Raw genomic sequence first — 22,526 nt, 5'->3', positions numbered from 1 at the left:
CGTGCATCTAACCGTGTTCAATTTATCCTATCTTTTTCTAAACTTATGCGAAGAATGCGTTCAATTATATTCTCTTTATTAAATCAGTAATCTATTTTATAATTATTGTCTTGTCCTTTTTCTCCAATTGGACCAGCATTTTTAATAATTCCAGAACTATTCGTACGATTCAAAAAGAGTGTAGCAAATCCTACGCTAAGCACATTTGCGTCTTCAGAAGAATTGTTTATACCATTCTTCTAAGCTAACGGTCGTTGTATTAATTTTTTCTATTAATTCTTCGATTTTGTGCAAGATACAATACCAAAAGCTCCAAATAAATGGATCAATATCGTTAATGTGAATATCTTTAACATTATTCTTTAAAAGAAGCTTTAGAGCAAGCTCACATCCATCAGCAAAAGGCTCCCTATAAGAATATCCATTTAATGCATTTTTTTCAAATATCTCTTTGACTTTTTCATAGAGTATAGCTTTACCACCTGGATATCTCAATGGTGAGCAGACATGAGTCATTGTTACACGCCTTTTCAATGATTTTTTGATGTTTTGTTTATTTCATTTATGAGGGACTCATAATACAGAATACTTTTAGGAACATTACCACCGTAAACCCACGCTTTTACTTAGGCTTTTGCACTAAAATCTGCCTTTTCTGGTATGGTGTAATATCGATCGCCATCAAACTTTTCACACTCTCTCCTACTATCTTCGTATTCGTCAGAGATTGTAAAAATATTCGGCTTCTCCATCTCCCCGAAGGACATAACAAACAGCTGTTGCAACAAACTTTTTTGTATTAGCTGTTTACGGTTTTTTAAGAACAGATCTTTTAATATTCTCATGCTTTTAGTCCATAATTTTACCAACTGGTTTATTTGCCTCAAATTTGACCGTACAGGGTAGTTTGTATTTCAAATAGTTTTATCGTAAAATCTTTAAATCGCTCTGTACGGTGCCTTTTTGTCGATTTAAATGCATATCCAATCATAAAATGATCAGCACTTCTCACTATTTTGCTGTTTTCCTTCAATGTCCTTTAAAACTTCTTAAAGACCTCTTTGAAGCTTTTCCAAGCGGACTGATGTTAACGGTGCCTCTTGTGCTTTTTCCGTTCTTTCAGGCTTTTCAAGGTTCTTTAGAAGACGATCTGCACGAAAGCGAATATCGCTTTCAAGCTTTTCGCAATAACGATAAAAATCTGCTGTTGACGGCATAAATGTTGGATTTAATCCCTCTTCTTTTCGTTTCAAAGCGTTCTTTGTTGCTGTATGCAATACCCAGCTACTCACACCTTCAAGAGTGTAAAGATACGCAAGCGCTGTAGACTTTGTGTCTGCTTCCAATTGGCTTTTGAGACCACTTGAAAGGAAAAGCTTATGACAGAGCATTTAACAGGAAAAATAAGCCCATCTAATACAACGCCTGCTATGCAATGGGGCATTGAACACGAAGAGAATGCACTGAAAGAATATGAATTCATTTATGACACTGAAGTCATAAAATGTGGTTTCATCCGACATCCTACAATCCAAATGTCTGGTGCAAGTCTTGATAGATTCATTGGAGAGGATGGTTTAGTTGAAGTCAAATGTCCACAATCAACAGCTCATCTACGTTTCTTTATGGATAATGAAATCAAGCCTGAATATCACGCACAAATGCAATTCCAAATGGCATGTACTGGACGCAAATGGTGTCATTTCATTAGATATATTCCAAACTTTGTAGCAAATCTACTAGTTTGAGAATGAAAATTAAACGCGTCAACCGCGACGAAAAACAAATTGAACAAATCAATCAAGCAGTCGAAATCTTTGTAGGGGAGATAGAAACAAGAGAGGCAAAAAATTTTGACAAAAGCCGCTTGACGTTATAGGGATGCTTTCTCCTCCCAGCACCCCCACTCTTTCCTAATAACTTTTAATAAATGCGTAATTCACGTCATAGGTGAATTGCATGCAAATATAAGGGGAATAGGCATGGCATACTACCTTCCTACCATAACACTACCTGCTATTGCACGTGCTTTAAGAGAAGCAAAAACAAGGACGCGAATTAATAGAAATTAAGCCTACAGGGAACTTATTCATTCATCTCAATAAATATAGTATCAACAACAAGTAATGTTTATAGCGTCAATGATTTTTTTCACTTGAAAATGAACAAGAAGAATATAGTACAAACCCGTCCTGCCCTCCTGTTGATGACATAAAATTTTAGCCATGCCAAAACGTCGTCCACCACATCTTGTTCGTAAGCGCACACGCCATGGTAAAATTATATGGTATGTACGTATTGTTCATGATCCACGGTTTCGGATTGAAGGAACTTATGGAACGCAAGGGTTTATTGACAATTATACGCTGGTTATTAAACAAGCGCAAATGGCTCTTCGAAGACTATAAAACGTACCAAGCTTACAGAAGGATCTTTCGATTGGTTATTGGCATCAGTATTTACAAAGCATGCAATGGCATAATCAATTAGAATCAACATAAAAAGTTAAGTATAAAATTCTGAACCATATTTCTAAATATATTGGTGATTGCGCTTATAAAAGTATAGAAAAAAACATATACTTGATACCGTAGAAAGAAGACGTGCAACACCCACAGTAGCAAGACACTTCTTAACGGCTTTAAATGATCTTTTCAATTGGGCGGTTGATAATGCCCTTTTAAATAGAAATCCTACTTTTAATATAAAAGCACCAAAATCCTTTAATGCAGAAGGCTTTATACCTTGGTCAGAATAAAATATCGACCACTACTACCATTGCTGGCAGCTAGACACGCACGAGTGTGTTTGGATTAATGTCCTTCTGTATACTGGCTTGCGTCGTGGTGATGCCGTTCGCACTGGTTGGAAAGACGTCAAAGATAACGTCATTCATCTCAAAGCAGAAAAAAGTCTATTTAAAACTGATGTTTTTCTTCTTATTTTACCGGAACTAGCCACAACACTTGAAATTTGTCCCATTGGTGATGAAACATTCATTTGTGGTAAAAGCAGAAATAAGCTTGTTAAAGAAAGCTTTGGTACCATATTTCGCGAATCATGTAATACAGCTAAAATAAAAAACCAGCACATAAATTGCGAAAGTTAGCAGCAACACGTGCAGCAAACGCAGGAGCTACAGTATCACAACTTAAAGCACTTTTCGGTTGGATAGAAGACAGCATGGCATCACTTTATATTAAAACAGCCGATAGAAAACGTTTAGCAATAGAATCAATGAAAAACTTCAAAAAGGTTCAAGACATACAGAAAATAACCTAACAAAATCAAAGAAACAAAAATTCTAAAACTTTTGTATAAGCCATTGATTTTATTTAAATATGGTGAGCGCGCAGGGATTCGAACCCTGGACCTACTGATTAAAAGTCAGTTGCTCTACCAGCTGAGCTACGCGCTCCCACACAAGCCATTTCTCTTGTAGAAAGTGAGTGGAACATACGGTTGACTTTTCATTTGGTCAACACCTTTCGAAAAAAATATTATTATTCGGTTTAGTTATCAATACTTTTCTCTCTTTTCTCATCACTGTAGATACAGGCTTTTCTGTATTTTGAGTTTGAATGAAAGAAAGAATTTCAACATAAAATGCATCATAACTTCGAAAACATGAAAGAACACATATTTCAAAATTATAAAAAGAGCAGGAAATACATAAAAACGGTAACATGGGATTAATATATAATCGCAGAAAATAACAAACAAACCAGTAGATGCTCCGTTGTTGAGTTCAGTCAATAAAAAAATACATTTATTGGAAATTAGGTATTATATCAATTTCCTAAAAATATAGTTGCCCATTTTTATATCTTTAAATATTTTTTCTCACTTTTCAATATGAGTGCGACTTTAATAATGTACAATAGTCTTACAAAGTATAAATATTATTATTTATAAATAAATATTAATTACAGTAAAATTTAAATGGTTAATTTATATCATAAATAATTATTAATAAAAAATTATTTACTACATTATTTAATATATTATATATATAAAAATATCTTAATACATAACTAAAATTAAAATTTATATTATAACATGTAATTATTTATTAATGCAAATAAATAATTGTTACTTTATAATAATTATAACTCAATAATAATAAAGTAAATATTTTTATTTTATATCAAAAAAAATTTATAATATTTATAAAATAATTATATTTTATTTAATACTTTTTCTTATTTTTGATTCTTGTGATTGGAATATTGAATGCTAACATGTAAACAATATGAGCTACTCTTGTTCATCCATAATCATATGAAAGAAACTGGTGTTCCTCCTTCCTTTGATGAAATGAAAACTGCATTGGAACTTTCTTCAAAGTCTGGCATTCATAAGCTAATGATAGCCTTAGAACAACGAGGTTTTATACGCCGCTTGCCGAATCGTGCTCGCGCAGTGGAGATAATTCGACTTCCAGATAAAATAACATTTAATCTTTCTTTAGCTCGTAAAATTTCTCCTAATATGATAGAGAAAAATAAAAGAAAAATATCAAAAAACTTTGGTGATCTTGGTAACTTTAAGGTAGAAAAGAAAGAGAATGTCATTATTCCTATTATGGGCCGCATTGGTGCAAGTATACCTATCTCCTCTATAATACAACAAACAGATACGCTTTCTTTACCACAAGATATGATTAATTCGGGTGAACACTATGCTTTAGAAGTCAGAGATGATTCTATGATTGAAGCTGGTATTCTTGATAAAGATATTATAATTGTTAAACGCCAGAGCACAGCAATAACAGGTGAAATTATTGTTGCATTTATTGATAAAAAGGAAGCAACTTTAAAACGTTATCGACGCAAAGGAGCCTCTATTGCATTAGAAGCAGCAAATCCTCACTACGAAACACGTATATATGGATCCGAGCGTGTAAAAATAGAAGGTAAACTTATTGGACTCATTCGTAAATATTAGAATGCCTAGAATATTCATAGATTTAGTAAAAAATTATTTGGTATTTTTGTCGTGTTATGCCACATTCAGTAATAATGACATATGTAGTCATAAAGTGTTTTAGCTAAAAACAGATAACTTTGTAAAAAATTTTATTGCATATGTATCAAAAATAAAGAGCACTTTCATTCTTAATGAATTTAAAATAGCAAATAAAATTTAATCGTTATTAAAGTTGCAGGTTTTATCATGGTAGCACCTCGTATTAGTTTTGTCTCACTTGGATGTCCAAAAGCACTGGTAGATTCTGAGCGAATTATTACAAGACTCCGGTCTGAAGGTTATGAAATCTCACATAATCATCGAGGTGCTGATGTCGTTATTGTAAACACCTGTGGTTTTCTTGATTCTGCTAGACGTGAATCATTAGCTAATATTAATAAAGCCCTCAAAGAAAATGGAAAAGTTATTGTAACCGGCTGTCTTGGTTCTGATCCTGATGTTATACGTCAAGCACATCCTAGTGTATTAGCCATTACAGGACCACAAGCCTATGAAAGTGTTATACAAGCTGTTCATACAGCAATTCCCCCACGTCATGATCCCTTTGTCGATTTAGTTCCCCCGCAAGGCATTCGTTTAACACCTCGTCATTATGCCTACTTAAAAATCTCTGAAGGATGTTCTAATCGATGTAGTTTTTGTATTATTCCTACTTTACGTGGTAATCTTACTTCGCGTCCTATTAATGATGTTCTTCGCGAAGCTGAAAAACTTGTACAGGCCGGTGTAAAAGAGCTTTTAGTTATCTCACAAGATACGAGTGCTTATGGCATTGATATTAAATATCTCGAAAGCTCTTGGAAAGAGCGTACAATAAAAACAAAATTTTTTGATCTTTGTCGTGAACTAGGCAATATGGGTATTTGGATACGCATACATTATGTTTATCCTTATCCTCATGTTGACGAAGTTATTGAACTTATGGCTGCAAAAAAAATTCTTCCTTATCTAGATATTCCTTTTCAGCATGCTTCACCAACTGTTTTACGCAATATGAAACGTCCTGCTCTTATGGAAAAAATAAATCGTAGAATTGAAAAGTGGAGAAAAATTTGTCCGGATCTCTCCTTACGATCAACATTTATTGTCGGCTTTCCAGGCGAAACAAATGAAGATTTTAATATACTCCTTGAATGGCTAGAAGAAGCAAAAATTGAACGAGCTGGATGCTTTAAATATGAAGAAGTAAAAGGTGCTGTTGCAAATGATTTGGGATTAGGAAACATTTCTGAAGAAGTAAAAGAAAACCGCTGGCATCGCTTTATGGCAAAACAACAACAAATTTCTACTCATCTTTTAAAGAAAAAAATCGGAAAAAGACTCCAAGTTCTCATTGATGAAAGTCAAGGAAAAATTGCTAAAGGTCGTAGTCAATATGATGCTCCGGAAATAGATGGTGTTGTACATATATCATCACGACGACCGCTACGTGTCGGCGAATTTGTTACCGTAAAAATCGAAAAATCAGATGCTTATGATCTTTATGGAATAGCAGTTTGAAAATATAAGGCTAAACTTCCTGTACTTAAATAACTCAGCTTTATAATAAGCTTCCAAAATCAAAAATTTTTTTATCGAGCAAATGGCTTGGGCGGACATTTGTTAAGGCGCGAATCATAGTATCTTTACGTCCTGGCATTCTTTTTTCGATATCCTTTAGCATTTCTTTCATTGCATAGCGTTGTAAACCATCCTGGCTACCACAAAGATTACAAGGAATGATAGGAAACCGCATTGCTTGTGAAAATTTTTCCATATCTTCTTCAGCAGCGTAAACAAGAGGACGCAAAACAAAAAGATCTCCTTCGTCGTTTATAAGCTTTCCAGGCATGGCTGCTAATCGTCCACCATGAAACAAATTCATAAAAAATGTTTCTAAAACATCATCACGATGATGTCCAAGAACTAATGCAGAACATCCCTCTTCACGTGCAATACGATATAAGTTACCACGTCTCAATCGCGAACAAAGTGAACAATATGTTTGCGTATGTGCCAATTTATCTGTAACAATGGAATAAGTATCCTGATACTCAATACGATATGGGATATTATAAGAATCTAAAAAGTCTGGAAGAACATATTTTGGAAAGCCTGGTTGCCCTTGATCAAGATTACAAGCTAGAATTTCAACAGGCAAAAGACCGCGCCATTTTAAATCTAAAAGAAGCGCTAAGAGGCCATAAGAATCCTTTCCACCTGATAAAGCAATAAGCCATTTTTTTCCTGAAGAAAGCATGGAAAAATCATCTAATGCTTGCCGTATATGACGTAAAAGCCGTTTACGCAGTTTATGAAACTCCACAGTTGAAGGAGCAACTCGAAATATCGGATGACAATTATCAGTTTCTTTCACAAAAGAATCAGTTTTCTCTATATTCTCTCCCATTGCTTGATATCCGAGTGAAATATTATCCATAATTCTGCACAATAAATAGCTTGTTCTGCAAAAATGACAAAGATAACAACAGACGTCACACAGCTTAAACGAGATATTCCATTGATCCACAGAGAAAAGAAACAGACCTATACAAGCCATATTGTTATAAAATATAACAATAAACTTGATATAATGCCATTCACAAAAACTACTTGTTAGCTTTAAACACTATAAAGCAAAACAACACTTCTGGCGTATAATAAAACGACAGAGAGTAAAACTCCCCTATAAAGAATTTAACGAGAATAAAATTCAACAACCAAATTGGGTTCCATTTGCACAGCATAAGGAACATCTGCAAAAGCAGGAACACGCGTAAACGTCGCTTTCATCTGATTATGATCTGCATCAATATACTCAGGCACATCACGCTCTGCTAACTGCACAGATTCTAGTACCAAAACAAGCTGTTTTGACTTTTCACGAACTTCGATAACATCACCTGGTTTACAACGATACGATTGAATATTCGTGCGCCGACCATTTACATTGACATGACCATGATTGATAAATTGACGAGAAGCGAAGATCGTAGGCACAAATTTCGCACGGTAGACGACAGAATCTAAACGTGATTCCAAAAGCCCGATAAGATTTTCACCAGTATCACCACGTCGACGAGCAGCTTCTTCATAAGTTTTACGGAATTGTTTTTCTGAGATATCACCGTAAAATCCTTTTAATTTCTGCTTAGCACGCAATTGCACACCATAGTCAGAAAGCTTTCCTTTACGGCGTTGTCCATGCTGACCCGGACCATAATCACGACGGTTCACAGGAGATTTCGGTCGCCCCCAAATATTTTCTCCCATACGGCGATCAATTTTATACTTCGTTGTTTCGCGTTTGCTCATCGCATTTCCTTTAAAAACAGAAATAAGATCCTACAGTAAGATCTCAAGGAAACGCGCCCTCCTTTGCCTTCAAATCAAAAGACTGACAGGACTCTTTAACATATAACATGCAAAATTATCCACGGGACACGTCAATTAATGCCATTTTCTCGAAAGAGAAAGCTGGAGAGGATTTTATTGATCTTGCACTGCAAAGTCAACTCCTTTCACAATATTTAAGCTAAATCCTTTTAATAAACGCTCTGTTGAAGGGGTTACATTTTGCGATGTAAATAAAGCAAAATCTTTATGCTTCTTTATGTTTTGGCGATTCTCTCTTTTCGGTAATAATGTTCTTGTGTGTTTGGCTACAGCTTTTGCTGGATTAATCCATTCAACTGGCCATAAAGCTTGTTTACGAAAAAATTTCATCAAAAAAGGGTAATGTGTACAAGCTAAAACAATAATATCAGTATATTTGCCATTTTTCTCAACAAAGCACGGAAGTATTTCGTGACGTAATTCTTCCAAATCTATAGGCTTTCCACGTAAATAATCTTCAGCAAATCCAGCAAGTTTTTCACTTCCAACTAGCTGAACATGACATTGAGCAGCAAAAGTATTGATTAATTCATAAGTATAAGCACGCTTCACTGTTCCAGGAGTGGCTAATACTGAAATAAAACCAGATTTTGTTTGTTCAGCTGCTGATTTAATTGCGGGAACTGTTCCTACAAAAAGAATATGAGGAAATTTCTCTCGTAAATCAGTCATCATTAGTGTAGAAACCGTATTGCAAGCAATTACACATAAGGCGGGATTATAGAGTGTTAAAAGATTTGTGAAAATCTTTAAAATTCTTTTTTTCAGAACATTTTCTTTCCAATTCCCATAAGGAAATCCCGCATCATCAGCAACATAAATAAATTGCATTTCAGGAACAAGAACGCGCACTTCCCTCAATACTGTTAAACCACCAATGCCACTATCAAAAAAAAGAACAGGCCGTTTATTCATTGGATTTCACACTTGTTTTTAATTTTTTACGTTCACGATCTACGGGTGCACCGCTTCCCCGCGGTAATTGAGGAGAAAAATGATCCAATGAAGAGACAATCCCTCGTAGCAAGTGAACCTCAGATTCACTAAAATTAGCACGTGTAAAAACAGAACGTAGATTTGCAAGCATCACTTCTTTGCGTTCTCGGGGCCTAAAATATCCACGAATATCCAAAGCTTCTTCTAATTGAGATAAAAAACCATGAAACGTTGCTTTATTTGCCGGCTCCATCTCTACAGTACGAAAAGCCGTATCGCTCACATTTTCTAAACCTGATTTCATCCATTCGTAAGATATAAGCAAAACCGCTTGCGCAATATTGAGTGATGCAAAAGCAGGATTAACTGGAAAAGTGATGATTTCATCAACAAGACTGATTTCATCATTTTCTAATCCACACCTTTCTCTTCCAAATAAAATACCCGTTTGATGCCCAATCCTCTCACGCTGACGTAGCATACTCGCTGCTTCAACAGCACTTTTGACGGTCTTAAAACCACATCTTTCACGTGCCGTTGTAGCAAAAATATAATGCAAATCCGCAATCGCATCACGTAATGTATCAAAAACTATTGCCTCATTAATGACATGATCTGCTTTGCTTGCTGCAGCCCTGGCTTTTTCATTTGGAAATATTTCTCGAGGTTTGACTAACCGAAGCTTAGAAAGCCCAAAATTCGCCATAGCTCTTGCTACCATACCAATATTCTCAGGCAACTGCGGTTCGACTAAAATAATAATTGGACCATCTGTTAAATTTTTACGATTCTTATTGGTTCCGGCCATTAATTCTACCTAATTCTATATATTATGCTCCTATCGTTGTTTTTTTTTAAACGCAATCTTTTAAAGAGAATATTCCAAGAAATAACCTTTTTAATAACAAATTATAGTCAATATTATATTCTCATTCAAAATTCATGATGAAAAATATTAACAATAAATTATGAAAGCAAAAACAAAATTTAGTTTTTAAATCTTAGAGCGACTATGTAGATCACTTTAATGTTAACCATGGATTATTTAACATATAATATTTTACAAAACACAATCTGAGTTGAATTATAAAACTATGCGTTTTAAGAGAGGAATATGCTCTTTATTCCAAAACTTTTTCCTGCAAAGCTTATCCGTCGTTATAAACGTTTTCTTGCTGACGTTAAATGGGATAACCAACACATGTTTACCGTGTCAGTCCCTAATACAGGATCGATGCTTGGATTAATAACTCCAAACACCAATATTTGGCTTTCATATAATAACAACTCCAAACGAAAATACGCATATCGATTAGAAATTATTGAAGTAAATAATACTTTAGTTGGCATCAACACGGCTTTACCAAACAGACTTGCATTAGAAGCAATTCAAAATGGATTATTACCCGAATTAAGTAAATACAAAACCACTTTGAAAGAACAACGTTATGGAACACAATCACGGATCGACTTTCTTCTGTGTGATGGCATCGTTCCTGACTGTTATCTAGAAGTCAAAAATGTCCATTTTATGCGCCAAAAAGGGTTAGCAGAGTTTCCTGATACTGTAACAAAACGTGGCACACGTCATCTTGAAGAGCTCATAAAAGTTGTGCAACAAGGAAAACGAGCCGCTATGCTTTATATAATTCAACGAGAGGATTGTTCAGCTTTTACAATCTGCGATGACCTTGATCCAATCTATAGACGTACATTTGATTTAGCATTAAAATCAGGAGTAGAATTTTACGCTATAAAATGTCACGTAAGTGCAGAAGGCATTTTTCCGATTCATAGAGTGAAAATAGAAATATAGAAAAAGCAATGACTGATTATATTGAATATAATAAAATACCCTTAAAATTTAACGGACAGATCCGTATTTTTGACGAAGATGCTTTTGCTAAAATGCGTAAAGTCGGTCGCATTGCTGCGGAATGTCTTGATGCACTTACGGATATTATTAAGCCTGGTGTAACTACGCAAGAAATTGATGATTTTGTATTTATTTTTGGTGCTAAACAAGGTGCTCTTCCTGCTGACCTGAATTACCATGGATACAGTCATTCATGCTGTACATCCATCAATCATGTTGTTTGCCATGGAATCCCCAATAGCAGACCCTTGCAAGAAGGTGATATTGTTAATATTGATGTGACCTTTATTCACGATGGTTGGCACGGAGATTCAAGCCGCATGTACCCTGTTGGAAAAATCAGACGTGCTGCAGAACGTCTTCTAAGAATAACATATGAAAGTCTTATGAGAGGAATTTCTGTAGTCAAACCGGGTGCAACTACGGGTGATATTGGTGCAGCCATTCAAAATTATGCAGAATCTGAACGATGTTCAATTGTAAGAGATTTTTGCGGACATGGAATCGGACAGCTTTTTCATGATGCACCCAATATACTTCATTATGGAAATCCTGGGGAAGGAATAGAACTAAAACAAGGTATGATATTTACAATTGAGCCGATGATCAACCTTGGGAAACCACAGGTTAAAATTTTATCTGACGGTTGGACTGCCGTTACACGTGATCGATCTCTTACCGCACAGTATGAACATACAATTGGCGTAACAAATGAAGGATGCGAAATTTTTACACAATCTCCTAAAAATATTTTTTATATTTCAAGCTTAAATGCTTAAATAAATGTAGAAATGCTATGGCTAAAAAAATAAATAAAAAGGGAGATATCCAAAGTAATCACTTTGCATTGACACCAAATCTCTCACTTAGTCCAATACCGGAAATAAAAAGTGAAAAGCTTCAGAAAAATTCACAAACACATAAGCATTACCAAGGACATCGTGAACGTCTCCGTAAACGCTATTTAAAGTCAAAAGGAAATGCAATTGAAGATTATGAATACCTTGAATTATTACTTTTTCGCACTATCCCTCGAGCGAATACAAAACCAATAGCCAAAAACTTGATAGCGCGTTTTGGCTCCCTAGCAGAAGTATTGGGTGCTGATATTCACCGACTTCAAGAGATTCAAGGATGCGGTCCGGCAACTGCAATTGACTTAAAAATTATTTCAGATGTTGCTGGACGTCTTGCTCGTGCAGAATTGTTTAAACGTGATATTTTTTCTTCATGGGATAAAGTATTAGCTTATTGTAAAGCCGTTATGGCTCATGAAACACGTGAACAATTTCGTATCTTATTTCTTGATAAAAAAAATGGTTTACTCGCTGATGAAGTGCAACAAACTGGAACCATTGATCACACTCCTGTCTATCCGCGTGAAGTCATTTCTCGAGCTTTAGAATTATCCGCAGCAGGACTCATCTTAGTACACAATCATCCTTCTGGTGATGCAAAACCTTCTAAAGCAGATATAACAATGACACATATATTAAAAGATGCAGCAAATGCGTTAGGTATTACTATTCATGACCACCTTATTATTGCACGAAATGATCATACGAGCTTTAAGGCATTAAAACTCATATGAAACTTAATTCAATTGCAAAAATATTTTATCCAACTATTCACAACGAATTAGTTTCCTAAATCAATATCTAATATAGCCATTGAGAAATTGTAGGATAGTTCGTCCTCATCTTCATCTCGATAAATAATACCTAAAAACTCATTCCCGATATAAAGCTCACAAGAATCATCCTTTTTAGGCCGTGCTCTTACTTGCAATGCTGAATTTTGGAATATGTTTTTAAAATAACTATCAAGTTTTCTTATTTCATCAGCATTCACCATGCTCTCCTGTCTTTTGAGACTCTTAATTTAAATCCTGGAGGGTAAATAAGGCAGTCCTAAGATATAGTAAATTTTAATTTCAATTTTTACTTATATTACCTATACACAAAATAACACTATCTTAACACATTTATTAAAGTACCTTTATAAAAATGGTCTACCATTACTAAATATAATCGTATAGATTCAAAAGTAAAAAAATAGTTAGAAAAATGTAAGTTCTAAATAATTTTCATCTTATCCCCAATTTCAACATCGCATATACAAGCATATTCTGATAAAATATTGACAAATCACTTATATTTTTTGTCTATTAAAAATATGGTTTTATAAAACAAAAGCATTCTTCTCTTGTAAAACTACTTTGTTTATTGAACAATTCTATTGCCAATAATTTTTAAATAATCCTCTCTAACTATCTCTAAAGTATACTCGGTTAACCTATAAAAGGAAAGTTCACCCATATACAAAACGTAAGCTACGCTAATAAACTTTATTGTTATTTTTCATATCTTTTCATAAAAATTCACACCATAATAGCCAAACCTCTGAATAAGCTTTTCATTTTATCCAAGATAAAAAACATTGGATATTTCTGTGAATTTTAAAATTTATGAATAGTTTCCAACAATAGGATAACGAGAAAGAAAATCGATAACGCCTTTTTTATAAACCTTATCTCCTACAGCAAGCATATGGTCTCGCCCAGGAATTGATAATGCTTCGCCAAAGGGCAATAAAGCTGCTAACGGTTCTGCTTCACCGCTAATTTCATCTAATGAACCAACAGCAACAAGCGCAGGTTGTTTTATTTTGTAAACCTCAGATGCTGTTAAGTCTTGTTTTGATGTTACCACACAAGCAGCCAGAGCACGCCTATCGCTTTTAGTTTGATCTGCAAATTTCCGAAACATCATACCACGCGGATTGGTAATAGTAGAAATATCTTCTGCTAAAAGAGCCTCAGCAACAGGTTCCCAATCCCCTGCTCCCGTCACCATACCAATACCTAAGCCACCAAAAATGACGCTGTGTACATATGTCGGATACAAAAGAGCCATAAATGCGCTAATTCGAGCTCCCATAGAATATCCCATAACATGTGCTCTAGATAATTCCAAATGTTGCAACAATCTAACCGCATCGCTAGCCATAGCTTGAGGTGTATAAAAGCAAGGATCATAACTTTTAGTTGAATCTCCGTGTCCGCGATTATCAAGAGCAATAACACGATATCCTGCTTCAGTAAGGGTGCGAAACCAACCAGTTGCATACCAATTCACACGTGCAGAAGACCCAAAACCATGAATCAACAAAATAGGCGCCCCCTGTCCTTCTTCTCGATAAGCAAATCGCAAACCATCATATTCAAAAAAACGAATATCTTCTGCTGTCATTTTGCATCACCTTCACATTTTCCACAAATAGCGGGATGAAAAACTCTCTGTCCCTTTTCTATTTGTTTTTCAGAAATCTCACCAGCATTAACCTCAAGAGCAAAAGTTGCAGGTACTCCCGATGAAATAGTATCCGTGGAAAATGGGGACGTTTTTTCGACAATTGATACTATAATTCCCTCAGCATTCAAGAAAATCATATCTAAGGGTAAAGGTGTATTTGCCATCCACATAAAAAATTCCTGCGTATCCTTTTCCTTTAGCTGCTTACTTTCCTGCTGTCTAAAAAGCATTGCGCGATCACGTGGAAAATCAGTGCGATACATTAAACCAGCAGCTGCCTGAGACTGCGTAAAAGCAATCTCTACTCTGTAAGAGATCATACCCTGCTTTGTCTGTATTTTTAAAGGGACGGGATGAATAGGGAACTCTACGGGCTTCCTTGCTACAGCTATATTTACTTCTAACATAAAAACCAGCGTCAATACAACACTACGCCCTTTTCTAAAAGGCTTTAACATTTTTATCTCCACTATAGAAAACGCTTCAACTTTGTTGAATAAAATAAAAGTATCAGAATTTAAAAAGTAAAAACTTAAGAGAATTATCTTCTTATTGGCCTTAATGCAATATTTGCAATCTGTTTCATCTGATTTACGGCTTTACAGATAGATTTCTTCTTGAACTTGTTGGTCCAATAGCTAATTCTGCTTACGCTTGCCCCCCCCCCCCTCTTCTCTTAAAAAATAAAGAAGATATGTAACTTTAAAAGTGCAATTCAATGCGTAGTAAAAGGAATTCCTATATCCGGATAAATTTCTGCTGTCATCAAACCTTTCTCGCCTTTTCCAAAACGGACAAGAACAACTTGACCAGAACGAAGCTCTGCTAAACCAAAACGACGCAATGTTTCCATATGAATAAAAATATCTTCTGTTCCCTGCCCGCGGCTAAGAAAACCGAATCCCTTATCGCGATTAAACCATTTGACAATTGCACGCTCTAAACCACTTTCTGGAGCAACAACAACATGTGTACGTGCTGGAATTTCTGATGGATGAATCGCTGAAGAACAGTCTATAGATTTCACCTGAACGCACTTTAACCCGCGTTCAGTTTTTTCCACAGCACAGATAACTTTAGCACCCTCCAAAGCTGTTTGAAAACCATCCCTACGCATCACCGTGACATGCAATAATATATCAGGGAAATTAGGCATATCAGGTACAATAAATCCATATCCCTTACTGCCATCAAACCATTTAATGACACCACTAATTTCAATAATCTCACCACAAGTACCTACACTATCCTCAGATAGGGAACAATCCTTTAATATATCCTTACTCGTCATAATAAAATGTGACCCTGTAGCTCTAAATTGTACGACATTGATTCTCTATGCTTAAGTAAACATTGCTCTTGCACCAACACGCAAGCCCCAAGATTAAGATTTCCCCATATTGTCGTAACTCCTTGTTTTAGTAACAACACGAATATTTACAAAAATGTTTGATCGTATGCTCTATATAACCGTACAATAAGTACCGAAAGTACCGAAAAAATATAAAAGATTCTTCATACAATAATATTTTCACTAATGCATAACTTGCATGATAAAGAAGTTCAAGATAAGGTGCAGAGATCGCAACTAAATTAAGGAAAGTGCGCAATGCAATTGAAGAGAGTTCTTATTATACTCACAGCTGTCATAGCACTTGTAGTAAATGTCTATGCGAATGAACCTATCAAAATTGGTGTTTATCTTCCGTTAAGTGGTCAAAATGCATTTGGAGGCCAACTTGAAATTAGAGGCATAGAATTGGCACATAAAAAAGTCCCAGAAATATTGGGGCGCAAAGTGGAACTTATTATTATTGATAATAAATCTGATAAGGTAGAAGCTGCTAATGCTGTTATGCGTTTAACTGCAAGTGAAAAAGTTAATGGAATCATCGGTAGTTATGGCTCTTCACTCTCGTTGGCTGGTGGAGAAATATCTGAAAAAGCAAAGACTCCAAGCATTGCTACGTCTTCAACAAATCCGCTTGTTACACAGGGTAAAAAGTATTATTTTCGTACTTGCTTCATTGATTCCTATCAAGGTATAGGGATTGCAACCTATGTAAGTCAAACTTTACACGCAAAAAAAGCAGCTATCCTTAAAGATATATCAAACGATTATGCAATTGGTCTTGCAAGTTATTTTACGCGTGCTTTCAAAAAATTAGGTGGTGAAGTTATCTTAAATTTAAACTATAATTCTGGAGATCAGGATTTTTCTGCTGTTCTTACACAGATTATAGCGCAAAAACCTGATATCTTATTTATTCCATCTTACTTTTCTGAAGGTGCCATCATTATGAAACAAGCACGTGAGTTAGGTGCAAAGTTTAAAATTATGGGTGGAGATGCCATGGATAATCCAGAGACCATTGCAATTGCAGGAAAAGCCGCAGAAGGCTTCTTACATACAACACTTCCCTACAGTGAAAATATGCCGAATATGTCAGAAGCTGCAAAAGAATTCACTAATGAATGGAAAGCAGCCTATCCAGATAAAGAACCAAATATCAATTCTGTTTTGGGATATACGAGTTATATGATGTTTATGAAAGCTATTGAAAATGCTGATAGTGCTGATCGTGAAAAAATCACTATTGCACTTAGCCAATTAAAAGATTTTCAAACCCCTTTTGGTGATATGTCCATGGATGAAAATCATAACCCTAAAATTCCTATTGGCATAATTGAAATAAAGAACGGGAAACGTGTCTATTTAGATGAAGTCAAACCTGCTTTTTAAAAAGTTAGAGATTGTGCTAATCAAAATACAAGAATTAGTTAAGGATTCTTATCTCAATTAAAATTTAGTGGTTTTTTAATTTTATCCTATGTGAACTAACAAATGTGGAAGGATGAAAGATGAGCACTGAAATGTTCATCCAGTATTTTTTTAATGCACTAGCATTAGGATCTCTTTATGGACTTATCGCTATTGGTTACACTATGGTCTATGGTATACTGAGACTCATTAATTTTGCTCATGGCGATATCTTTATGTTGGGAGCGTATTTTGTTTTCTTTTCCACAATTAGCTTTATGCCTGCTTGGGCTGCTATCCTTCTTTTATTACTCGCTGTTCTCATTTATTATTCGGTGTTTATAGGATTCAAAAAATATCCTCCAGTTTATTGGATTGCTGCTTTTTTAATTCTTATTTTAGGGTTCATTTATTATTTTAAAATTTCTCCACAAGAGTTTACACCGATTTGGATTTTAGCTCTCTGTTTTTCAACTTTTATTACAAGTGCTGTGGGAATTACTATTGATCAATTTGCTTATAAACCTTTACGCCATGCTCCGCGTATTTCAGCGCTTATAGGTGCGATAGGAATTTCCTTTTTTATTGAAAATCTTGCTACTGTACTCTTTAGCGGTGTCCCGAAAAGTGTAAAACAGCCAGATTTTCTTGTAATACCGTTCTTATGGTATTTAGAAGCAGGAACGGATAAAATCATTAGAATTGCTCCCATGTCTCTGATTGTTCCTATTGTTTCGTTTATTCTCATTATTTTATTACTATGGATTATCCATAAAACAAAACCTGGTCTTGCTATGCGTGCAATCTCTTATGATATTGAAACGACGCGTTTGATGGGTGTTTCTGTCAATAAAGTCATTGCATTTACATTTGGGATAGGTTCAGCACTTGCAGCTATCGCGGGTATTATGTGGTCACTACGTTATCCTCAAATCCATCCTTATATGGGCGTTCTTCCTGGACTCAAAGCATTTATCGCTGCCGTTATTGGAGGTATTGGCTCAATTCCAGGAGCAATGTTTGGGGGGGTGTTACTTGGATTCATTGAAATTATGATTATCGCATTCTTTCCCGCATTATCTGGATATCGAGATGCTTTTGCTTTTATTTTATTAATTCTGATTTTATTGATAATGCCCACAGGATTAATGGGCAAAAAAAGTCAGGAGAAAATTTAAATGGTAAAATCCACTACAACTTTTCTATCGTGTATCAGTATTTTAGTCTTTATAGGCCTCTTGTTTTATGCTGATAACCATTTTAATGATTACACACTTCGTATTATCAATCTTATTGCTATTAATGCGATATTAGCCATTTCCCTTAATTTAATTTACGGTTTTACGGGTATGTTTTCTCTTGGACATGCTGGCTTCATGGCCGTTGGTGCTTATGTGTGCGCAATTTTACTTCTCTCTCCTGAACAAAAAGAAATGATGTGGATTCTTGAACCTATAGCTGAACCGTTGCATCATCTGCAATTACCTTTTTTTCTAGCCGTTATTGTAAGTGGTTTGTGTGCTGCAGTTGTAGGTTTATTGATTGCACTTCCTATCTTACGACTTAGTGGTGATTATCTTGGAATTGCAACATTGGGTTTTGCAGAAATTATTCGCATTGTTATTACAAACACAACATCCTTAACAAATGGCTCTTTAGGAATTAAAGGAATACCTCAAAATGCGACATTATGGTGGAACTATGGTTGGTTAGCATTCACAGTTATCTTTATTATTCTCTTATTGCGAAGCAACACGGGTAACGTATTGCGTGCTATTCGTGATGATGAAATTGCTGCAAAAATAATGGGGATTAATGCTTTTTTCTACCGTAGCTTTTCCTTTACTGTTGGTGCATTTTTTGCAGGTATAGGGGGAGCATTGATGGCTTCTCTTATTTCAACAATTGACCCTAAAATGTTCAACTTCTTGCTAACTTTTAATATTTTGATGATTGTTGTTGCTGGTGGGCTTGGTTCAATTACAGGGAGCATTATTGGTAGCATTATTATTACAGTCATGCTTGAATGGCTTCGTATTATTGAAAGTCCATTTAACTTAGGTTTTATACATATCCCAGAAACACCAGGGCTCAGAATGGTTGTTTTTTCTCTTCTATTGCTCATTATTATCTTATTTTGGAGAAAAGGTTTGTTGGGACAAAATGAATTTTCATGGAATAAGATTTATAGCTTTTTGTCACGTAAGAAGTTCTCTAATACTGGGGAAAAGCTATGAACGATACCATCCTTTTACTCAATGATATCGTGATGCGTTTTGACGGATTGATTGCTGTAAATAATATTAATATGGCAATCAAACGAGGAACAATTACTGGTTTAATTGGTCCAAATGGTGCTGGAAAAACAACTGTTTTTAATATGATTTCCGGATTTTATACCCCTACCAGTGGGAGCATTTTTTTTGATGAACAAAAAATTTCTGGAGCTCCTCCCTATATTATCTGTAGACGTCACATTGCACGAACCTTTCAAAATATTCGCCTTTTTTCAGGGTTAACAGTCTTACAAAATGTTATGGTAGGAGCTCATATTAGACAAAAGCATCCATGGTTTTCTTCAGCTCTTTTTTTTCCAAAAGCAATGAAAGAGAAAAAAGAAGTCTATAGAAATTCAATGGAGCTTCTTGAGCGACTACAACTTGATCACCTCGCCAATCAATCTGCAATAACTCTACCCTATGGTATACAAAGACGTTTAGAAATCGCGCGCGCTCTAGCAACAGAACCTAAATTACTTCTTCTTGATGAACCTGTTGCTGGTATGAATGCACAAGAGAGTGAAGATCTTAGAAAATTCATAGCAAAAGTGCAAAAAGACTTTGATCTTACAATTCTGCTTATTGAACACGATATGAAAGTTGTTATGGAGCTTTCCCACTATATTTGGGTAATGGAATATGGCTGTTGCATTGCCAATGGCACACCAGATGAAATTCGTAAAAACCCTAAAGTTATTGAAGCTTATCTTGGTGGAGATTTCTATGAATATTCTTAAAATCAAAAATCTTCATGTTCATTATGGTGCCATTAAAGCTATCCAAAACCTTTCTATGTCTATCAAAAAAGGAAGTATAGTAACTTTAATAGGTGCTAATGGTGCGGGAAAAAGCAGCATTGTACGCTCTATTACAGGACTTAATCGATCTATTTATGGAGAAATTACCTATAAAGGCGAATCAATTATCAAAAAGTCACCAGAAAAAATTTTGCAATTAGGTATTGCTCTCAGTCCTGAAGGACGGCGCATTATGCCTCATCTCACTGTTTTAGAAAATCTATATTTAGGGGCTTATATCCGTCATGATAAGCTAGGGATTGCCCGCGATATCGAATGGGTATTTGAACTCTTTCCACGCCTACGTGAAAGAGCAAAACAGTTAGGAGGAACAATGTCAGGTGGTGAACAACAAATGCTCGCTGTAGGCCGTGCACTCATGAGTAATCCTGACATGATAATATTAGATGAACCCTCTTTGGGATTAGCACCACTTCTTGTTCGAGAAATTTTTTCGATTATCCAAAAAATTAACGATATGGGAAAAACTATTCTTCTCATTGAACAAAATGCATTTGCAGCACTTTCCATTGCAGACTATGCTTATATTTTAGAGGTGGGGCATGTTTTATTTCATGGCGAAAGCAAAGCCATGCTCTCTGATCCACGTGTTAAAGAAGCATACCTTGGTGGATAAAAACCACACAGTATGAACATAATGGTTTATACTTCCTAAAAGCATCTCTCTGGTATGAGAGAAATGCTTTTCTGTTATTATATCCACCATTTTTCAGGGCTAAACATTCCAGCTGCTTGTTCTATAATGTATGCTATTTGAAAAATAACTTCTTCAGCAAAAGGTTTACCAATCAATTGCAATCCTAGTGGTAGACCATTTGATGAAAGACCAGCAGGAATAGAGATCCCTGGTAACCCAGCCATATTAACTGGTACAGTAAAAATATCATTAAGATACATTGCCACCATATCATTTTTTATTTTTTCATCAGCAATGCCAAAAGCGGGTGTTGGAGTTGCAGGTGTGAGAATAGCATCAATCCCAGCAGCAAAACATTGATCAAAATCATGTTTTACTAATGTTCGTACTTTTTGAGCTCTCAAATAATAAGCATCATAATAACCTGATGAGAGAACATAAGTTCCAATCAAAATACGCCGCTTAACTTCATCACCAAACCCAGCTGAACGAGTCTTTTCATACATTTCAATGATGTCTTTCCCTGGTATGCGGAGACCAAAACGAACACCATCATAACGCGCTAAATTAGAAGACGCTTCTGCAGGAGCTACAATATAGTAAGCAGGCAAAGCATACTTGGTATGCGGTAAAGAAATATAACTTATTTCAGCACCTGCTTCTTTTAGCCAATTTATTCCTTTTTGCCAAAGCTCGACAATTTCAGAAGACATCCCTTCCATATGGTATTCTTTTGGAATACCAATCTTCATTCCTTTGATTGATCGACCAAGATAACTTTCATAATCAGGAACGGGCATATCAACAGAAGTAGAATCTTTTTCATCAAAAGAAGCCATCGATTTAAGTAAAATAGCACAATCGCGAACATTTTTTCCGATAGGCCCAGCTTGATCAAGTGATGAGGCAAAAGCGATAATACCCCACCGAGAACAACGTCCATAAGTTGGTTTAATCCCTACTGTTCCAGTGAATGCTGCTGGTTGGCGTATTGAGCCGCCTGTATCTGTCGCTGTTGCACCAGCACAAATCTGTGCTGCAACAGCAGCTGCAGAACCACCTGAAGAACCACCAGGCACAAGTTTTTCATTGGAGCCGTTTTTTCTCCAAGGACTAATAACTGGACCATAATATGATGTTTCATTTGAAGACCCCATAGCAAACTCATCCATATTAAGCTTACCTAGCATAACGGCTCCATCTTGCCATAAATTAGCGGTCACAGTTGATTCATAGTGAGGTTTAAAACCATCAAGAATATGTGAGCAGGCCTGAGTATGAACACCATGTGTTGCAAAAAGATCCTTAATTCCTAGTGGAATTCCTTCTAAAAGCCTTCCTTTCCCTTTCGATAAACGAACATCTGATTCAGCAGCCATTTTTCTTGCTTGTTCTGCTGTTATTGTCACATAAGCATTTAAAGTTGAATTAGCCAATTCAATTGCTTTTAAATAAGCTTCTGTTAATTCAATTGCTTTGAACTCTTTTTTTATGAGAGCATCACGCGCTTGTGCAATTGTGAAGGTTGTTAAATCGGTCAT

General features: G+C 35.5%; 21 protein-coding genes, 1 tRNA gene and 4 pseudogenes. 13 read left to right on the top strand and 13 right to left on the bottom strand.

Annotated elements, in window-relative coordinates; all coding sequences use genetic code 11:
• Window positions 1-213: 213 nt before the first annotated feature.
• The 3 genes and pseudogenes from HWV54_RS07110 to HWV54_RS06715 all read right to left on the bottom strand — a co-directional run bounded on the left by HWV54_RS07110 (window position 214) and on the right by HWV54_RS06715 (window position 1,391).
• Window positions 214-516 carry a DNA adenine methylase gene (locus HWV54_RS07110; RefSeq protein WP_005865449.1) on the bottom strand — a complete coding sequence of 101 codons (303 nt, stop codon included), beginning with the start codon at window positions 514-516 and terminating at the stop codon, window positions 214-216.
• 14 nt (window positions 517-530) lie between these two features.
• Window positions 531-845, bottom strand: a pseudogene (locus HWV54_RS06720) (hypothetical protein).
• Window positions 846-1,049: 204 nt separating this feature from the next.
• Entirely contained in the window at window positions 1,050-1,391 is a 342-nt protein-coding gene (locus HWV54_RS06715; protein WP_040296385.1) for a hypothetical protein, read from the bottom strand.
• On the opposite strand from HWV54_RS06715, the pseudogene HWV54_RS06710 reads away from it, so the two are divergent.
• The 3 pseudogenes from HWV54_RS06710 to HWV54_RS06700 all read left to right on the top strand — a co-directional run.
• A pseudogene (locus tag HWV54_RS06710) lies at window positions 1,368-1,871 on the top strand (lambda exonuclease family protein); the annotation flags it as partial. The gene HWV54_RS06715 and the pseudogene HWV54_RS06710 sit on opposite strands and share 24 nt — an antisense overlap.
• Before the next feature lie 111 nt (window positions 1,872-1,982).
• Window positions 1,983-2,223: pseudogene (locus tag HWV54_RS07210) on the top strand (hypothetical protein).
• A gap of 2 nt (window positions 2,224-2,225) precedes the next feature.
• Window positions 2,226-3,282: pseudogene (locus HWV54_RS06700) on the top strand (tyrosine-type recombinase/integrase).
• A 60-nt stretch (window positions 3,283-3,342) separates the two neighbouring features.
• On the opposite strand, the gene HWV54_RS06695 reads toward HWV54_RS06700, so the two are convergent.
• Window positions 3,343-3,418 (bottom strand) — tRNA-Lys (locus tag HWV54_RS06695).
• Between the two features lie 815 nt (window positions 3,419-4,233).
• Between HWV54_RS06695 and lexA the strand changes: the two genes are divergently transcribed.
• Together lexA and rimO are read left to right on the top strand one after the other, a co-directional pair.
• The gene (gene lexA / locus HWV54_RS06690; protein ID WP_005865454.1) at window positions 4,234-4,947 is read left to right on the top strand and encodes a transcriptional repressor LexA; all 714 of its coding nucleotides are present in this window, start codon (window positions 4,234-4,236) and stop codon (window positions 4,945-4,947) included.
• A 228-nt stretch (window positions 4,948-5,175) separates the two neighbouring features.
• Window positions 5,176-6,489, top strand: a complete 1,314-nt coding sequence (rimO, locus tag HWV54_RS06685) for a 30S ribosomal protein S12 methylthiotransferase RimO (protein ID WP_005865456.1) — start codon at window positions 5,176-5,178, stop codon at window positions 6,487-6,489.
• Between the two features lie 40 nt (window positions 6,490-6,529).
• On the opposite strand, the gene ttcA is transcribed toward rimO, so the two are convergent.
• The 4 genes from ttcA to HWV54_RS06665 form a co-directional block, all read right to left on the bottom strand.
• Window positions 6,530-7,408, bottom strand: a complete 879-nt coding sequence (ttcA, locus tag HWV54_RS06680) for a tRNA 2-thiocytidine(32) synthetase TtcA (RefSeq protein WP_005865458.1) — start codon at window positions 7,406-7,408, stop codon at window positions 6,530-6,532.
• Between the two features lie 257 nt (window positions 7,409-7,665).
• Window positions 7,666-8,283, bottom strand: a complete 618-nt coding sequence (gene rpsD, locus HWV54_RS06675; protein ID WP_005865459.1) for a 30S ribosomal protein S4 — start codon at window positions 8,281-8,283, stop codon at window positions 7,666-7,668.
• 174 nt (window positions 8,284-8,457) lie between these two features.
• Window positions 8,458-9,279, bottom strand: a complete 822-nt coding sequence (gene murI, locus HWV54_RS06670) for a glutamate racemase (protein WP_005865461.1) — start codon at window positions 9,277-9,279, stop codon at window positions 8,458-8,460.
• Entirely contained in the window at window positions 9,272-10,108 is an 837-nt protein-coding gene (locus HWV54_RS06665) for an RNA methyltransferase (protein ID WP_005865463.1), read from the bottom strand. The genes murI and HWV54_RS06665 overlap by 8 nt, the downstream gene beginning before the upstream one ends.
• Before the next feature lie 306 nt (window positions 10,109-10,414).
• Here HWV54_RS06665 and sfsA point away from each other — a divergent pair, with 306 nt between their 5' ends.
• From sfsA to radC, 3 genes are read left to right on the top strand one after another with little or no spacing between them, the layout of a single operon-like run.
• On the top strand, window positions 10,415-11,116 hold the full coding sequence (sfsA, locus tag HWV54_RS06660) for a DNA/RNA nuclease SfsA (RefSeq protein WP_005865465.1): 702 nt from the start codon (window positions 10,415-10,417) through the stop codon (window positions 11,114-11,116).
• Between the two features lie 8 nt (window positions 11,117-11,124).
• Window positions 11,125-11,955, top strand: a complete 831-nt coding sequence (gene map, locus HWV54_RS06655; protein WP_005865467.1) for a type I methionyl aminopeptidase — start codon at window positions 11,125-11,127, stop codon at window positions 11,953-11,955.
• A gap of 17 nt (window positions 11,956-11,972) precedes the next feature.
• Complete coding sequence (gene radC, locus HWV54_RS06650) at window positions 11,973-12,767, top strand: RadC family protein (protein ID WP_005865469.1); 795 nt, start codon at window positions 11,973-11,975, stop codon at window positions 12,765-12,767.
• Between the two features lie 47 nt (window positions 12,768-12,814).
• Here the strand turns inward: radC and HWV54_RS06645 are convergent, their stop codons facing one another.
• The 4 genes from HWV54_RS06645 to HWV54_RS06630 form a co-directional block, all read right to left on the bottom strand.
• Entirely contained in the window at window positions 12,815-13,027 is a 213-nt protein-coding gene (locus HWV54_RS06645) for a DUF3126 family protein (protein ID WP_040296449.1), read from the bottom strand.
• Window positions 13,028-13,641: 614 nt separating this feature from the next.
• The gene (locus HWV54_RS06640; RefSeq protein WP_005865473.1) at window positions 13,642-14,427 is read right to left on the bottom strand and encodes an alpha/beta fold hydrolase; all 786 of its coding nucleotides are present in this window, start codon (window positions 14,425-14,427) and stop codon (window positions 13,642-13,644) included.
• Complete coding sequence (locus HWV54_RS06635) at window positions 14,424-14,948, bottom strand: DUF192 domain-containing protein (protein WP_005865475.1); 525 nt, start codon at window positions 14,946-14,948, stop codon at window positions 14,424-14,426. The genes HWV54_RS06640 and HWV54_RS06635 overlap by 4 nt, the downstream gene beginning before the upstream one ends.
• A 257-nt stretch (window positions 14,949-15,205) precedes the next feature.
• Window positions 15,206-15,781, bottom strand: a complete 576-nt coding sequence (locus HWV54_RS06630) for a cold-shock protein (RefSeq protein ID WP_005865477.1) — start codon at window positions 15,779-15,781, stop codon at window positions 15,206-15,208.
• Window positions 15,782-16,099: 318 nt separating this feature from the next.
• Here HWV54_RS06630 and HWV54_RS06625 point away from each other — a divergent pair, with 318 nt between their 5' ends.
• From HWV54_RS06625 to HWV54_RS06605, 5 genes are all read left to right on the top strand, one after another.
• Entirely contained in the window at window positions 16,100-17,233 is a 1,134-nt protein-coding gene (locus HWV54_RS06625; RefSeq protein WP_005865479.1) for an ABC transporter substrate-binding protein, read from the top strand.
• A 119-nt stretch (window positions 17,234-17,352) separates the two neighbouring features.
• On the top strand, window positions 17,353-18,429 hold the full coding sequence (locus HWV54_RS06620; RefSeq protein ID WP_005865480.1) for a branched-chain amino acid ABC transporter permease: 1,077 nt from the start codon (window positions 17,353-17,355) through the stop codon (window positions 18,427-18,429).
• Entirely contained in the window at window positions 18,430-19,488 is a 1,059-nt protein-coding gene (locus HWV54_RS06615; protein ID WP_005865482.1) for a branched-chain amino acid ABC transporter permease, read from the top strand.
• Complete coding sequence (locus HWV54_RS06610) at window positions 19,485-20,267, top strand: ABC transporter ATP-binding protein (protein WP_005865483.1); 783 nt, start codon at window positions 19,485-19,487, stop codon at window positions 20,265-20,267. Before HWV54_RS06615 ends, HWV54_RS06610 begins: the two co-directional genes overlap by 4 nt.
• A complete protein-coding gene (locus HWV54_RS06605) occupies window positions 20,254-20,964 on the top strand; it encodes an ABC transporter ATP-binding protein (RefSeq protein ID WP_005865485.1) in 711 nt (236 codons plus the stop codon). The genes HWV54_RS06610 and HWV54_RS06605 overlap by 14 nt, the downstream gene beginning before the upstream one ends.
• A gap of 77 nt (window positions 20,965-21,041) precedes the next feature.
• Here the strand turns inward: HWV54_RS06605 and gatA are convergent, their stop codons facing one another.
• Window positions 21,042-22,526 carry an Asp-tRNA(Asn)/Glu-tRNA(Gln) amidotransferase subunit GatA gene (gene gatA, locus HWV54_RS06600; protein ID WP_005865487.1) on the bottom strand — a complete coding sequence of 495 codons (1,485 nt, stop codon included), beginning with the start codon at window positions 22,524-22,526 and terminating at the stop codon, window positions 21,042-21,044.

Source organism: Bartonella alsatica (assembly GCF_013388295.1).
Lineage (GTDB): Bacteria > Pseudomonadota > Alphaproteobacteria > Rhizobiales > Rhizobiaceae > Bartonella > Bartonella alsatica.
Note: the sequence above shows the minus strand (reverse complement) of the source record. Positions and strands in the feature narration are given on the sequence as shown.